General features: G+C 40.1%; 12 protein-coding genes, 1 riboswitch and 1 other annotated feature. Of the genes, 7 read left to right on the top strand and 5 right to left on the bottom strand.

The genetic code is table 11. The annotated features are described in order from the left end of the window. Positions 1–70: 70 nt before the first annotated feature. Positions 71–934, top strand: a complete 864-nt coding sequence (htpX, locus tag VCA1004_RS04705; RefSeq protein WP_086984542.1) for a protease HtpX — start codon at positions 71–73, stop codon at positions 932–934. A 123-nt stretch (positions 935–1057) separates the two neighbouring features. Here htpX and rsmS read toward each other — a convergent pair whose 3' ends face one another. From rsmS to dinG, 4 genes are all read right to left on the bottom strand, one after another. Beyond that, positions 1058–1228, bottom strand: coding sequence for a pleiotropic regulatory protein RsmS (gene rsmS, locus VCA1004_RS04710; protein WP_086984541.1), 171 nt, complete (start codon positions 1226–1228; stop codon positions 1058–1060). Then, a complete protein-coding gene (locus VCA1004_RS04715; RefSeq protein WP_086984540.1) occupies positions 1215–1781 on the bottom strand; it encodes a primosomal replication protein in 567 nt (188 codons plus the stop codon). Before VCA1004_RS04715 ends, rsmS begins: the two co-directional genes overlap by 14 nt. Positions 1782–1806: 25 nt before the next feature. Beyond that, on the bottom strand, positions 1807–2577 hold the full coding sequence (locus tag VCA1004_RS04720) for a sulfite exporter TauE/SafE family protein (RefSeq protein WP_086984539.1): 771 nt from the start codon (positions 2575–2577) through the stop codon (positions 1807–1809). A 66-nt stretch (positions 2578–2643) separates the two neighbouring features. After that, positions 2644–4725, bottom strand: a complete 2082-nt coding sequence (dinG, locus tag VCA1004_RS04725) for an ATP-dependent DNA helicase DinG (protein WP_086984538.1) — start codon at positions 4723–4725, stop codon at positions 2644–2646. Positions 4726–5341: 616 nt separating this feature from the next. Between dinG and VCA1004_RS04730 the strand changes: the two genes are divergently transcribed. After that, positions 5342–6376 carry a porin gene (locus VCA1004_RS04730; protein ID WP_086984537.1) on the top strand — a complete coding sequence of 345 codons (1035 nt, stop codon included), beginning with the start codon at positions 5342–5344 and terminating at the stop codon, positions 6374–6376. A 156-nt stretch (positions 6377–6532) separates the two neighbouring features. Further along, positions 6533–7837 (top strand): inosine/guanosine kinase, encoded by a 1305-nt coding sequence (locus VCA1004_RS04735; protein ID WP_086984536.1) that lies wholly within the window; start codon positions 6533–6535, stop codon positions 7835–7837. 81 nt (positions 7838–7918) lie between these two features. Here the strand turns inward: VCA1004_RS04735 and VCA1004_RS04740 are convergent, their stop codons facing one another. Further along, complete coding sequence (locus VCA1004_RS04740; protein WP_086984535.1) at positions 7919–8335, bottom strand: H-NS family histone-like protein; 417 nt, start codon at positions 8333–8335, stop codon at positions 7919–7921. Positions 8336–8678: 343 nt separating this feature from the next. Next, a riboswitch (Lysine riboswitch) is annotated at positions 8679–8912 on the top strand. 117 nt (positions 8913–9029) lie between these two features. Here VCA1004_RS04740 and VCA1004_RS04745 point away from each other — a divergent pair. The 4 genes from VCA1004_RS04745 (at position 9030) to hisC (ending at position 14289) form a co-directional block, all read left to right on the top strand. Continuing rightward, positions 9030–10613 (top strand): Na+/H+ antiporter NhaC family protein, encoded by a 1584-nt coding sequence (locus tag VCA1004_RS04745; RefSeq protein WP_086984534.1) that lies wholly within the window; start codon positions 9030–9032, stop codon positions 10611–10613. Positions 10614–10830: 217 nt separating this feature from the next. After that, positions 10831–10958: a sequence feature (His leader region), on the top strand. A 77-nt stretch (positions 10959–11035) separates the two neighbouring features. After that, complete coding sequence (hisG, locus tag VCA1004_RS04750) at positions 11036–11932, top strand: ATP phosphoribosyltransferase (protein ID WP_086984533.1); 897 nt, start codon at positions 11036–11038, stop codon at positions 11930–11932. Between the two features lie 4 nt (positions 11933–11936). After that, the gene (gene hisD, locus VCA1004_RS04755) at positions 11937–13235 is read left to right on the top strand and encodes a histidinol dehydrogenase (protein ID WP_086984532.1); all 1299 of its coding nucleotides are present in this window, start codon (positions 11937–11939) and stop codon (positions 13233–13235) included. 13 nt (positions 13236–13248) lie between these two features. Further along, positions 13249–14289 (top strand): histidinol-phosphate transaminase, encoded by a 1041-nt coding sequence (gene hisC / locus VCA1004_RS04760; protein ID WP_086984531.1) that lies wholly within the window; start codon positions 13249–13251, stop codon positions 14287–14289. Positions 14290–14318: the final 29 nt, after the last annotated feature.

Raw genomic sequence — 14318 nt, forward strand, 5'->3', positions numbered from 1 at the left:
TAACTATTCATGTCATCAGATTTGATGGGATAAAACCGATAATGATAAGTTTCTCATTGGAGATAAAAGAATGAAGCGAGTGATGTTATTTTTAGCAACCAACTTAGCGGTGGTTTTGGTGCTAAGTGTTGTTTTAAATATTGTGTATGCCGTAACCGGGATGCAACCGGGCAGTTTGTCTGGTTTGTTAGTCATGGCGGCCATATTTGGTTTTGGTGGTTCATTCATTTCATTGCTTATGTCTAAGAAAATGGCGCTGCGTTCTGTTGGTGGCCAAGTTATCGAAACACCTCGAAATGAAATGGAGCATTGGCTTGTTGAAACAGTGAGCCGACAAGCACAACAAGTTGGTATAGGGATGCCGACAGTCGCTATTTATGATTCTCCGGATATCAATGCGTTTGCAACAGGAGCGAAACGTGATGATTCTTTAGTGGCGGTTTCTACTGGTTTATTGCATAACATGACACGAGATGAAGCTGAAGCTGTTTTAGCACATGAAGTCAGTCATATTTCAAATGGTGATATGGTGACCATGACCCTGATGCAAGGTGTGGTGAATACCTTTGTTATTTTCTTATCTCGTGCGATCGCGAATATGGTGAGCTCTCGTGATAATGAAGAGGGTGGCGGCACGAATATGATGAGTTATTTCTTGATTTCGATGGTGCTGGAATTAGTGTTTGGTTTCTTAGCTAGCTTTATTACCATGTGGTATAGCCGCCATCGTGAGTTCCACGCAGATGCAGGCGCAGCGGACTTAGTGGGCAAACATAAGATGATTGCGGCCTTAGAGCGTTTAAAAATGAGTCATGAACCTCAATTGGAAGGGTCAATGATGGCTTTTGGTATCAATGGTAAGCGTACGATGATGGAATTATTGATGAGCCATCCGCCGCTAGATAAGCGTATTGAGGCTTTACGTCATTCATAATTAAAAATAGCCTTTCTATTTTCGCCTCTTGTTACATCTGGTAATGAGAGGCGAAATTGTCTTTGTTTTAGTCTTAGCTAGCGTGAGTAAAGCGAGTATCTTAGTTGGCTTTATTGCTGATCGTTATTGTTGGGCTATTTTTTTTCTTAAATCGTCTTCTACAATCTTTAATGCATTTAACGCTATACGCGGATCAATGTGATTGGATTCGAGTAAATAAATCAAATCCACGGCGAGTTTGATGTCATCGGGCGCATTATCGAGCGGGCTGGAAGTTGTTTTATTCGTAGTCATTACTTGGGTTATGCCTTTCTCTAAAGGTAATTTGTTTTTCTATTTTTAATTTTGCGGCTTGGCAACGTTCTAAACGTTGTTCAGTTACTAACAGGTCTTGTTGTGCCTTGGCTCGTTCAAAACTACTGCATTGTTCAACATGACGCGTTTTTTGTAAAACCAAATCTTTTAAGCGGATTTCCCATTCTTGGTGCTGGGATAAGTCTTGGTACAGCTCACTGATGGGCTTACGATAATGGCTGCTGTGCTTAATTTCATTATGACGAATCTTTGTAGTGGCTAATTCACGTTGAATTGCCTCCAACTGCGCGATGAGTCGTTGAGTTAAATGTTCTGCTCTTAATTGCGTTAAGCGTTTAGCTTGTTGTTCGCGGATGATACTTTCATAAGTCGATTTTGCTTCTGAGACACAAGGAACTAATAAGCGAGCACGACAACGAAATAAATGTTCATCAAATAAAGGTTGATGATGCTCACCTTTGTACCTATCACGCTGTGCCGCTTGTTGGGACAGGGTTTCTAATTTATTGGCTATCTCTTGGAAATGACTCATGGTTTACCTCGGTTCTTCAAGATGATTATAGCCAAGCTTCATAAGCCAGTTTCAAGGCCATTACGCTAACCACAATAATAAATACAGGGCGAATAAATGCTGCGCCAAAGCGAATCGCTGAATGAGCCCCGACATATGCCCCTGCCATTAAGCATAGCCCCATAGTTAAGCCCAATACCCAATTGATATGGCCTAAAATGGCAAACGTCACTAGAGAGGTGAAGTTACTGGTAAAATTCATGGCTTTTGCGACGCCAGAAGAGAGCAATATATTCATGCGATATAAAGCCATATTGCTAACCGTCCAAAATGCCCCAGTACCAGGACCAATGGCTCCGTCATAAAGACCAAGAGTGAATCCTTGAATAATTTGTTTTTTATGAGTTTTCTTATCGAAAGTTGGCATCATCGAATGATTATCTTTCGGGGCTTGATGAAAAATCGTATAAATAGCGGTAGCTAGGATGATCAGGGGTAATAGCTTCTCTAACCAATCGGTACTAATGACATTGACAATCAGTGTGCCTGCAATAGCCCCAATTAAGGTGGCGATAAAAGATCGATACCAAAAGGCAGGAGTAAATAACTGCTTTTTATAATAGGTAAAAGCCGCCGTTGAAGACGCAAAGGTGGCAGATAGCTTATTTGTCCCCAAGGCAAGGTGGGGAGGGAGGCCAATCGAGAGCAAAGCCGGGACGGTCAGCATACCGCCACCACCGGCTACCGCATCAATAAAACCCGCAGCAAAAGCAACGCAGCCCAGAATGATCATCATCGTTGGGTCTAACATTTCCATATAAATTCTTCTTCTTTAGCGCTAATTCTTATCATCCATCGTTTGCATTGATAGCAAGAATTAGAATCAATATTCAATTTTACGAGCAAAAGGCGGTAGTGAGTCTAAAAGTGATTTACCATAACGTTTAGTGACCAGCCTGCGATCAAGAATCACGACTCTACCAGAATCCTGCTCTTTACGCAGTAAACGTCCGACCGATTGAATTAATTTTTTACTCGCTTCTGGTACTGAAACTTGTAAAAACGGATTACCGCCACGCTGTTCAATATATTCAGAATGCGCCTCTTCAACAGGAGAGGTGGGAACGCCAAATGGTATTTTGGTAATAATGAGGTTTTCCAATAGGTTACCTGGAAGATCTAAGCCTTCTGAAAAGCTCCCTGTTCCAAATATCACGCTGGTTTGCTTGAACTGACAATAGGCACGGTGTTTATTGAGTATTTCGGTGCGTGATGCTTTGCCTTGTATTTGTAAATTCCATTTAGCTTGAGTGGCCAAGCTAGCAATCTTCTCTGCCACTTGGTTCATTTGCCAATAGGAAGAAAATAGCACTAAATTCGCTTTTCCAAGTTCAATATAATCGGGCAAAATTTTCGCTAAATAGCCAGTAAAATCAGGGTGCTGTGGTTCATATTTGATTTTTGGAACTAATAACTCAGCATTCTCAGCATAATTAAAAGGCGAAGAGAGTGCTAAAAATTGCGTTGCATCTTCTTGCTTTTGGCTAATACCGGCTTGAATAGCAAAATATTGAAAGGAATTTAGTGCGCGCATCGTGGCAGAGACGAGCACGGCTCCAGCGCAGCGGCTCCAAAGTTGGCGATCAAGTTGCCACCCCACCTCTAAAGGTGAGACGCTGATAATATAGTCATCTTCCCGTTCTGGGCTAATTTCTAGCCAGCGGGCAAGAGGGGCCCCTTTATCATGATTAGGTTCCGCCATTAAGTGCCACACTTTAGACAAGTTTTCTAATCGTTGTAGGTAAAACCCAGCTTCTGTTAATACCGGCTCAGCTAATCGAGATGAGAGCTCTCCGTCCTTCACTCGTTCTGAGATAAGATCGGCAATTTTATTCATGGCCTGATAGGCTTTTTTACTGAGCTGCTTTAAGTTTTTGGACTCTTCTTCTAACCACGATGGTAGCTCTCCGTGTTGGAAGCGATAGATTTTCTCTTTAAATTCGTTATGTGCCAGTTGTTTACTCAACTGATTTAAAGCTGGGATCAGTTGTTGAATCGCATCTTGTAATTCATTTCGAAATCGGGAGCTACGCTTTGCATCTGTTAAATTAGCGATTTTTATCACACCTTTATTCAAACTCTCTAACCAGCTAGCAGCCCCTTTTAAACTGGCAGAAGCTGAGGCATGTTCACGAGCCACATTAGGTAGGTGGTGTGCTTCATCGAAAATATAAATACTTTGTTCCGGTTCAGGTAAGATAACGCCGCCACCTAGGTCGGCATCAGCCATCACTAAACTGTGATTAGCAATAATGACATCAGCTTTATCTAAATCAGCGCGTGCTTTTTGAAATGGGCAATCGCGATGAGAAGGCATTGAGTTATTACAACTGTGTTTATCACTGACAATGATTTTCCAAATTTCATCTGAAATAGTGTCAGGCCAACTGTCTCGATCGCCATCCCACTTATCGCTTGAGAAGGCTTGATAAAGGTCATTAAGCAGCTTGATATCTTGTTTCTGAGGCTTAGATTCAAACATGGCTATTTGTTGACCATCTTGTTGTATGCCTGATGCCAGCATCAACTTTTCAGCACAGCAATAACGTTGACGACCTTTCGCTAGAATAAATGAAAATGGCGTCTCAACTAATCTTCGATATAAAGGCATATCTTTATGAATTAACTGCTCTTGTAAGGCCACGGTTGCCGTCGAAATAATGATCTTCTTATCGCTAAATTGTGCAAAAGGGACAGAAGCCATGAGATAAGCCAAAGATTTACCAATTCCAGTGCCAGCTTCGGCAACGATAATACGGTTAGATTTATGGTAATTACCGGCCAAGGTTTTTGCGATTTCAGCGACCAAGTAATTTTGCGCTCGACGAGGAATAAAACCGTCAAGTTGTTGAGAAAGGTTCTGATAACTTTGTTTGATGGCTTTTTGGATATTGGTTGATAGCATGCTGAGATCTCATAGTTGAACAACTGGATATTATCACAGTGGTTTAACTAAGTAATCTTTGATTTCTTCTATAAATGGCTGGGTATTTTTACAAATATTAAGGATTGAGCCTTTTTACCTACAAGTTCATTTGAATCTATTACTGCTTAAAATTCATCCTATCGTAAAACTCTTGTCATTAAAAATAAGATCAAAGTCACAAATTAATGCATAAATACCAGCTCAGCATGACGATTGTATGATTTGTGTTCGTTTTGGGGTTTTATTCTGTAAAATTAGCTATTTTTATGTTTTATAAACGTTAAATTTATATTTTTTTAGTTTTATAGACTGCTTTTTAGCTTTTAGATTAAGTGTTTGAGTATGAGTTTTCTTGTTTTATTAGGGTTTTCTTAAGAAATTTAATTAATATAAGTCATTGAAATTAAATGATTATATGAATTTTTTTTGATGCGCTTTACATTTTTTTATTTAATTTGACAGTTTTGGGGAACTTATAGCAATCTTTGTGTGCGAATCAGATGTACTACTTATGAGCAGGCAGCTCGGAAGTAACAAATAAAAAAGAAAGGAATCCCAAAGGGAATTTCAATTTAATAAAAGGCAGTGGATTATTATGAAAAAATCGCTTTTAGCGCTTGCTGTTACAGCAGCCGCATTTACAGGTGCAGCGAATGCTGCTGAAATCTATAAAACAGATGACGCTTCAGTTAACTTTTATGGTCAACTTCGTACTGAGCTAAAGTGGAATGATGTTGAAGATAAAAACCCAGAACTAAGCTCTGGTTCATCTCGTACAGGTATCGATGGTTCATATAAAGTTAATGATAATCTGTCTGTTCTGGGCCTTGTAGAAGTATCTGTTGATGAAGATAGCGACATGTACGTCCGTCAACACATTTTTGGTCTTTCGGGTGATTTCGGTACTATCAAATTTGGTAAACAATTTACTATTTCTGATGATATTTATGGTGCTGATTACTCATACTTCTACGGTGGTTCTGCACTTCGTTACTGGACGATTTCAGATGCAGTTAACGATGCAATGGTTAAGTATGTTTTCGAAGCGGATAACTTCTGGTTGCAAGCGGACTATGGTCTACCAAATAATGGTGACAACCAAGAGCTTGGTGAATTGTTCGTTGGTACTTCACTTGGTGATTTAAATCTTCACATTGGTGGTGGTTATAACCGTTCAGAAGATATTCTAGATAGTGCTGGCAACAATACTGGTGTTTCTTTAAAGAACTCTTATGGTCAAGCAACTGCTGAATATAATTATGGTAAAGGTGTGATTGGCTTTACATATTATTACGCTAAGCTAGAGACTGAAAATGCAACGAATATTTCAGTAGAAGAAAATGGTTATTCTTTAGCCGCAACTTATGAGTGGGCTGATAATGCAACAGCTTATGCAGGTTATGAATTAACTACTCATGATTCAGATGCTATTGAGCTAAAAGATTCAACTGTTGTTTATGTGGGCTCAGATTACTTCTTAACTGATTGGGCTCGCGTATACCTAGAAGTTGCATACTTAGATGGTGATACATTAGGTTACGGTGCTGGTGGTGCAGAAGGTACAGCAATTTCTCCTTCTTCTGCAGATGACCAATATAATGTTGGCTTAGGTGCTCGTTTCTACTGGTAATATTCTTTAATCCTAATAGAAATTACACAAAAACCCAGTTTAATCGCTGGGTTTTTTTATTTCCTCCCAGCAAACGGTTGCTATCAATTGTTATATTGATGTAATGAAAATAGATGTCTACAATTCACTTCCCTGTTCATAACTTATACGATTAAAATGAAATTCCCCGGCCAACGTAAATCTAAACATTACTTTCCTGTTGATGCTCGTGATCCTTTAGTCAGCCAAGCGCAAGAAAGCAAACAAATGTCACTTACTCATATTATTGGGATCGATCAAACTTTGGTGGATATTGAAGCTAAAGTCAGCGATGAGTTTCTCGAAAAATATCAATTGAGTAAAGGTCATTCGTTAGTGATTGATGATGATAAAGCAGAAGCACTTTATAACGAATTAAAGCAATTTGACTTAATTTCCGATGAGTTTGCTGGTGGAACGATTGGCAATACGTTACACAATTACTCTGTGCTTGCTGATGATAAATCAACCTTATTAGGAGTGATGAGTAATAATATTAAGATTGGTAGTTATGGATATCGATATTTGTGTAATACATCAAGCCGTATGGATTTAAATTATCTACAAGGCGTAGAGGGTGCGATTGGACGTTGTTTTGCATTGATAAGTGAGAATGGTGAGCGAACTTTTGCGATTAGCGAAGGTAAAATGAATCAATTATTGCCAAGCTCTATTCCTGAATCGATTTTTGAAAATGCTTCCGCTTTAGTGCTGACTGCCTATCTTGTCCGATGTAAACCAGGCGATCCTATGCCAGATGCGACAATGAAAGCGATTGAATATGCGAAGAAATATAACGTACCTGTGGTACTGACCTTGGGTACTAAATTTGTGATTCAAGATGACCCTGATTATTGGCGACAGTTTATACAAGATAATGTGTCGGTATTAGCCATGAATGAAGAAGAAGCTGAAGCATTAACCGGGGAACATGACCCGTTATTAGCTTCTGATATGGCGTTAAGTTGGGTTGATTTAGTGTTATGTACAGCAGGCCCTGTGGGTTTATACATGGCTGGATATACTGAGAATGAAGCTAAACGTCAAACTAGCTTGCCTTTGTTACCCGGTGCCATTGCAGAGTTCAATCAATATGAATTCAGTCGTCCAACAATACGTAGCCAATGTAAACAACCGATCAAAGTTTACTCACATATTGCCCCTTATATGGGTGGGCCAGAAAAGATTAAGAATACGAATGGGGCAGGTGATGCGGCATTAGCGGCAATATTGCATGATATGGCTGCGAATAAATATCATAAAGAAAACATTCCTAATTCAAGTAAGCATGAATATCCATTTTTAACCTATTCCTCGTTTTCACAAGTGTGCAAATACGCCAATCGGGTTAGCTATGAGGTATTAGCTCAGCACTCACCACGACTTTCACGTGGATTGCCAGAAAAAGAAGACAGTTTAGAAGAGGCTTATTGGGAAAGGTAATGGTGTTTATTTAAGTCATTTGAATAAAAAATGGAGTCACAAGAGACTCCATTTTTATTTTCATTTGTTAATAATGAATCATTACTTGATTAGGAAATCATCGATTGATTTACCGGCATCTAACGCTTCTTGGATAGCTGAAGGGGTACGACCTTGGCCAGTCCAAGTTTTACGCTCACCGTCTAACATGTATTCATATTTTGCTGGACGTGGTTGACGCTTTTTACGTGTTTTTGTTTTTGCATCAGTACCATTCATTGCCGCAATTAATTCTTCTAAATCAATACCATCTTTTGCGATCATTTGAGCATATTCAGCAAGTTTCGCTTCACGTTCTGCTTGTTCTGCTAATTCTTTTTCTTCAATTTCTTTTCTTTCTTCGACAACAATAGTGAGTTTTTCAAGTAACTCTTCTACTTCCTGTAATGTAAATTCGTCGCGAGTGAATGCACGAAGACTACGAATATTTAAAAGCGCTGATTTTTTGATTTCCGACATATGGGATCCCTTACGATAAATTGCCTAAATTGATTCAGTAATAATATGCTTATAAGCAAAATTTAACTAATTTTATATTCGATATCTTTTTTAGTCAAAAATATATTTATATTATTTAAAATTTACGGTTGATATTTGATTTTTAACATCAACATTATTGATGTTAATTAACATATAAATTAATCAGTTTTATAGGACCAAGTTGATTAAAATAAGTTCCAATAAAAAATCATATTCGACATTTATCTTGCCATTTGATTTTTCATCATTACAATGACCCAAATCTTGCTAGAACCCTTTGTAAATAGGCTGTGAGTTAGCGATTTACAAGGTGAATGTTTTAGTCTGATGTAGAGGTGCAGTATTTAATAGTAATACACTTTAGGGTGATGCCAGTGAGAGTGTAGGAAAGGAAATATTGCCGAAGTGAGCGCTAACTGGTGCTATTAGTTGGTTACGGTTTATCAAAGCCACTCGCTGGGGTTACATTGAATAAGTGTAACACTGCCATAGTTTGCATATTGATGTGTTTAGGTCAATGTGTGGTTTTTTTCAGCTATGGAGCGCTACTGTAGACCTATGAAAGTAATGACTTTCAACGTTTATCAACAAGATTTTTTATTGTTTTACGATCGATTTCTTCAACAATATCCTTTCTGCAGTAGATCTCTAACCAATTTTGGTTTATTTGATCATGAATTTAATTGATTATACTTCTTCTGCCGCGGCGCTCTTGCCACCGGCCCTTGCCCTTACCATGGCGGTCTTGACCAGACGTGTTTTATTGTCATTGGGTTTAGGGATCATCCTTGGAGCGTTACTACTGACGAACTTTTCTTTGCTTGATACCGTGAGCTATACCAGCTCAACAGTGATTGGTGTTTTTGCAAGTGATGGTCAGTTGAATTGGGGCAGCATTTTTATCCTACTTTTCCTTATTCTGCTCGGAATGATGACAGCATTATTGACCTTGTCTGGCGGTACTTATGCTTTTGCAGATTGGGCCCAAAAGCGTATTAAAAGTAAACGTGGGGCTAAGTTATTAGCTGCATGGTTAGGGGTGTTTATCTTTATTGATGACTACTTTAACAGCTTAGCAGTAGGGGCGATCTCTCGGCCGGTTACAGATCGCTTTATGGTGTCTCGTTCTAAATTAGCCTATATCTTAGATTCTACCGCAGCACCAATGTGTGTCATTATGCCAGCCTCCAGTTGGGGGGCTTATATAATGACCGTAGTGAGCGGTATATTAATATCTCATGGTATTACCGAATATTCTGCTCTGGGTGCCTATATGCGTTTAGTTCCTATGAATTATTATGCTATTTTTGCTTTAGTCATGGTATTTGCTGTTGTTTGGTTTGATTTAAATATTGGATCAATGCGACGTCATGAAATTTCAGCTACCCAAGGTAAAAAAGATGATAAAGATGAAAATGCGATTGATTTGAGTGAAGAATCGGAAATTAATGAAAGTAAAAACGGTTCTGTCTCTTATTTAATTATTCCTATTATTGCTTTAATCGCAGCCACAATCTATTTCATGATTAATTCGGGAGCACAAGCGTTATCCGAAAGTGGTCAGTCTTTTTCTATTTTAAAAGCATTTGAAAACACGAATGTTGGTCAATCTTTATTTTATGGCGCAATAATTGGTCTTGGTTGTGCATTAGCGACAGTGTTTAAACAAAATATTCCGTTAAAAGATATTCTAATGACACTGTGGATTGGTGCGAAATCTATGTTTGGCGCAATTTGGATTCTTGCGTTTGCATGGACCATTGGCGCGGTGATTAAAGATATTGGTACTGGTGCTTATTTATCTACTCTAGTTGAAGGTAATATCGACGTACATTTGCTGCCTGTCTTACTCTTTCTTTTGTCTGGTGTTATGGCTTTTTCGACCGGCACCTCTTGGGGTACGTTTGGTATCATGTTGCCGATTGCTGGAGATCTAGCTGGAGCGACCGATCTTGCTTTGATGTTACCGATGTTGAGTGCAGTATTAGCTGGTTCAGTATTTGGTGATCATTGCTCACCAATTTCAGATACTACGATTTTATCGTCGACTGGTGCGCGCTGTAATCATATTGATCACGTTGCTACACAATTGCCTTATGCTTTAGCTACTGCTCTTGTTTCTTGTGTTGGTTTTATTGTTTTAGGGATAACTGATTCATCGACAATGGGCTTTAGCGCCGCCACGATAGCCTTCATTGTGGTGTGTATTGCTATGTCGATAGTTTCAAAGTCTAAAATGAAAAAAGCCTGTGCTTAATGATTGATATTAATGATTAATGTTGATGAAGTATTGAAAAGCTGAGCGTGCCTATGCTCGGTTTTTTTTTGCTCTTGATTTCATCTTGTTATCACTTAGGCTGAAATTTAAAAATAATTAAAATAAAGGGTTGAAAATTATCATCAGCTTAGTTAGTGTGAAGCTATAGAAACTGATTGAGAAAGTGAAAATACATGCGCACATTTGATATGAACATTCATCATCACCATCATCCTGTAATATCTTGCGGGTGAGTGTGTGCATCCGGAAGATATCTCTTCCGGCGCTGAATCAGTGACAAGATTCAAACCCTCGGAAGAGTTTTCTCTCCGGGGGTTTTTTCATTTAGGGACCTTAACATTGAATACTCAATTTCATTTTGAGTGTTTATTGAATCAAAGTTATAAAACAGGGATAGAAAAATGCAAAATAAACGTCTTCGAATTGCCATTCAGAAAAAAGGTCGCTTGAGTAAAGAATGCCAAGATTTACTCAAAAAGTGTGGTGTGAAATTCAATATTGCGGGTGAGCGTTTAGTGGTGCATTCAGAAAATATGCCATTAGATTTATTGTTAGTTCGTGATGATGATATCCCAGGTTTAATTATGGATGGAGTTGTCGATCTTGGTTTTATTGGTGAAAACGAGCTGGAAGAAGTACGTTTGGATCGTAAAGCGGAAGGTTCACCTTGTGAATTTACGACATTGCGCCGCTTAGACTTTGGTGGTTGTCGCCTATCGATTGCTATTGATAAAGATGAAACTTACCGTGGCCCACAAGATTTAGCTGGAAAACGCATCGCCACGACCTACCCACATTTATTAAAAAGCTACATGGATGAGCAAGGCATTAACTTTAGTACCTGTATGCTAACCGGTTCGGTGGAAGTCGCCCCCCGTGCAGGTTTGGCTGATGCGATTGCAGATTTGGTGTCAACTGGCGCAACGTTGGAAGCGAATGGCTTAAAAGAAGTGGAAGTGATTTTCCGCTCTAAGGCTACACTGATTCAACGTAACGGTGAGTTCTCCAATGAACAAACTGTCCTTATCGATAAATTATTAACCCGCATGCAAGGTGTGATTCAAGCAAAAGAGTCGAAATACATCATGCTACATGCACCAAGTGATAAGCTTGAGCAAGTGAAACAACTGCTTCCAGGGGCTGAAGATCCTACGGTGTTGCCATTATCTCAAGAAAAAAATCGTGTAGCGGTTCACCTAGTCAGTACTGAAAACTTATTCTGGGAAACCATGGAAGGCTTAAAAGCATTAGGTGCGAGTTCCATTCTTGTTCTGCCTATTGAAAAAATGATGGAGTAAGACGATGAAAACGGTGGTTTGGCAATCATTAAGTGAAGAGCAGCAAAGTGCAGTACTTGAGCGTCCAGCAATCAGTGATGGCGCGAATATTACGGCGATTGTGAGCGAAGTATTAACTCAAGTTCAACAAGAAGGGGATGCGGCCTTACAAGCATTAACCGCAAAATTTGATAAAGTGCAGCCCGATTCTATTCGGGTTTCACAAGACGCCATCGAGCAAGCAGCTTCTCGATTGTCTGATGAAATGAAACAAGCGTTAGAGCAAGCATACAAAAATATTTCTACTTTCCATAAAGCGCAACAAGCACAACCGCTTAGTGTGGAAACTCAACCGGGTGTGGTGTGTGAGTTAGTGACTCGCGCTATTAATAAAGTTGGTTTATATATTCCTGGTGGTAGTGCGCCATTACCATCAACCGTATTGATGCTAGGAGTGCCAGCGCAGATTGCGGGTTGTCGTAAAGTGGTCTTGTGCTCCCCACCACCGATTGCTGATGAGATATTATATGTTGCCAAGCTGTGTAACATCGATGAAGTGTATAACGTTGGTGGTGCGCAAGCTGTTGCTGCAATGGCGTACGGCACAGAAACTGTCGCCAAAGTTGATAAAATTTTCGGTCCAGGTAATGCCTTTGTGACCGAAGCGAAGCGCCAAGTGAGCAATGATTTCCGTGGTGCAGCCATTGATATGCCAGCAGGGCCTTCGGAAGTATTAGTGATTGCGGATGAAACGGCTGATGCAGATTTTGTCGCGGCCGATCTCTTATCTCAAGCCGAGCACGGTCCTGATTCTCAAGTTGTTTTATTGACGCCTTCGCCGATGATTGCCGATCAAGTAGCCGAAGCGGTGCAAAAACAGTTGAAGCTATTATCTCGCAGTGATATCGCGGAAAAGGCATTGGGTTCGAGCTTGATTGTGATAACCGAATCACTCACACAATGTGTATCGATTTCGAACTTTTATGGCCCCGAGCACTTAATTGTTCAAACTAAGAATCCTCGTGAGTTGTTGCCGCTTTTGGATAATGCTGGTTCGATTTTCCTCGGTCAATGGTCACCAGAATCGGTGGGTGATTATGCCTCAGGCACTAACCATGTTCTGCCAACTTACGGGTATACCCGTACCTACTCAAGCTTAGGCCTGGCCGATTTCTCGAAACGTATGACAGTGCAAGAACTCACCAAAGATGGGTTGAAAGGCCTTGCACCAACGGTCGTGACTATGGCAGAAGCAGAAGGGTTAGATGCGCATAAACGTGCCGTGACCATTCGTATTGATAAATTAAATCAACAATGTGAATAAAAAAGGGGTCAACATGGAGAAGTTAGCACGCAAACAAGTACAAGCGTTGACACCTTATTTGTCCGCTCGTCGAATTGGTGGCTCTGGGGATGTGTGGCTTAATGCCAACGAATCCCCATATGATAATGAATACAAAACCTCATACACTCGGTTAAATCGTTATAGTGAATGTCAGCCTAAAGCTTTGATTGAAAGCTATGCAGCTTACGCAGGGTTAAAGCCGGAACAAGTCTTAACCTCTCGTGGTGCAGACGAAGGGATTGAGCTATTGATTCGCGCGTTTTGTGAGCCGAATCAAGATGCGATTTTATATTGCCCTCCGACCTATGGCATGTACGCGATCAGTGCAGAAACAATTGGTGTTGAACGAAAAGTTGTTCCATTAACATCAGATTGGCAGCTTGATCTACCAACCATCGAAGCCAGTTTAGCGAATGTCAAACTCGTATTTGTGTGTAGTCCGAATAACCCAACGGGCAATCTGGTGAACCGAGATGACATCGTGTCTTTGCTAGAAATGACCAAAGACCGAGCTATCGTGGTAATGGATGAAGCCTATATTGATTTTTGCCCCGAAGCTTCAACGGTTGATTTGTTAGCACAATATCCAAACCTGGCGATTTTACGTACCATGTCAAAAGCCTTTGCCTTAGCAGGGTTACGTTGTGGCTTTACCTTAGCCAATGAAGCTTTGATCAATGTGTTATTGAAAGTGATTGCGCCATACCCTGTGCCTATTCCTGTGGCCGATATTGCTGTTCAAGCTTTGTCTGAAGCTGGGTTGGCTCGCATGAAATATCAAGTGCTCGACATCAGCGCTAATCGTTCTTACTTACAGGCTGGGTTAGGTATGCTTGAGGGCGTGACGGTATATGATGGTTGGGGAAATTATTTATTAGTCAAATTTGCCGATGGAGATGCGGTCTTTAAAGCGGCCTGGGATAACGGCATTATCTTGCGTAATTCACCAATCAAGGACTGCGTACGTATCAGTATTGGGAACCGTGACGAGTGTGAAAAAACACTGAGTTTCATCCGTAATACACTGCAATAAGATTTAAGCCGCCAAATTTGTTATGGCGG

The sequence above is a fragment of the Vibrio aphrogenes genome (genome assembly GCF_002157735.2).
Taxonomy (GTDB): Bacteria; Pseudomonadota; Gammaproteobacteria; order Enterobacterales; family Vibrionaceae; genus Vibrio; species Vibrio aphrogenes.

Coding starts and splice junctions, on each gene's coding strand:
- htpX (WP_086984542.1), top strand. CDS start 71: ATGAAGCGAGTGATGTTATTTTTAGCAACCAACTTAGCGGTGGTTTTG.
- rsmS (WP_086984541.1), bottom strand. CDS start 1,228: ATGACTACGAATAAAACAACTTCCAGCCCGCTCGATAATGCGCCCGAT.
- VCA1004_RS04715 (WP_086984540.1), bottom strand. CDS start 1,781: ATGAGTCATTTCCAAGAGATAGCCAATAAATTAGAAACCCTGTCCCAA.
- VCA1004_RS04720 (WP_086984539.1), bottom strand. CDS start 2,577: ATGGAAATGTTAGACCCAACGATGATGATCATTCTGGGCTGCGTTGCT.
- dinG (WP_086984538.1), bottom strand. CDS start 4,725: ATGCTATCAACCAATATCCAAAAAGCCATCAAACAAAGTTATCAGAAC.
- VCA1004_RS04730 (WP_086984537.1), top strand. CDS start 5,342: ATGAAAAAATCGCTTTTAGCGCTTGCTGTTACAGCAGCCGCATTTACA.
- VCA1004_RS04735 (WP_086984536.1), top strand. CDS start 6,533: ATGAAATTCCCCGGCCAACGTAAATCTAAACATTACTTTCCTGTTGAT.
- VCA1004_RS04740 (WP_086984535.1), bottom strand. CDS start 8,335: ATGTCGGAAATCAAAAAATCAGCGCTTTTAAATATTCGTAGTCTTCGT.
- VCA1004_RS04745 (WP_086984534.1), top strand. CDS start 9,030: ATGAATTTAATTGATTATACTTCTTCTGCCGCGGCGCTCTTGCCACCG.
- hisG (WP_086984533.1), top strand. CDS start 11,036: ATGCAAAATAAACGTCTTCGAATTGCCATTCAGAAAAAAGGTCGCTTG.
- hisD (WP_086984532.1), top strand. CDS start 11,937: ATGAAAACGGTGGTTTGGCAATCATTAAGTGAAGAGCAGCAAAGTGCA.
- hisC (WP_086984531.1), top strand. CDS start 13,249: ATGGAGAAGTTAGCACGCAAACAAGTACAAGCGTTGACACCTTATTTG.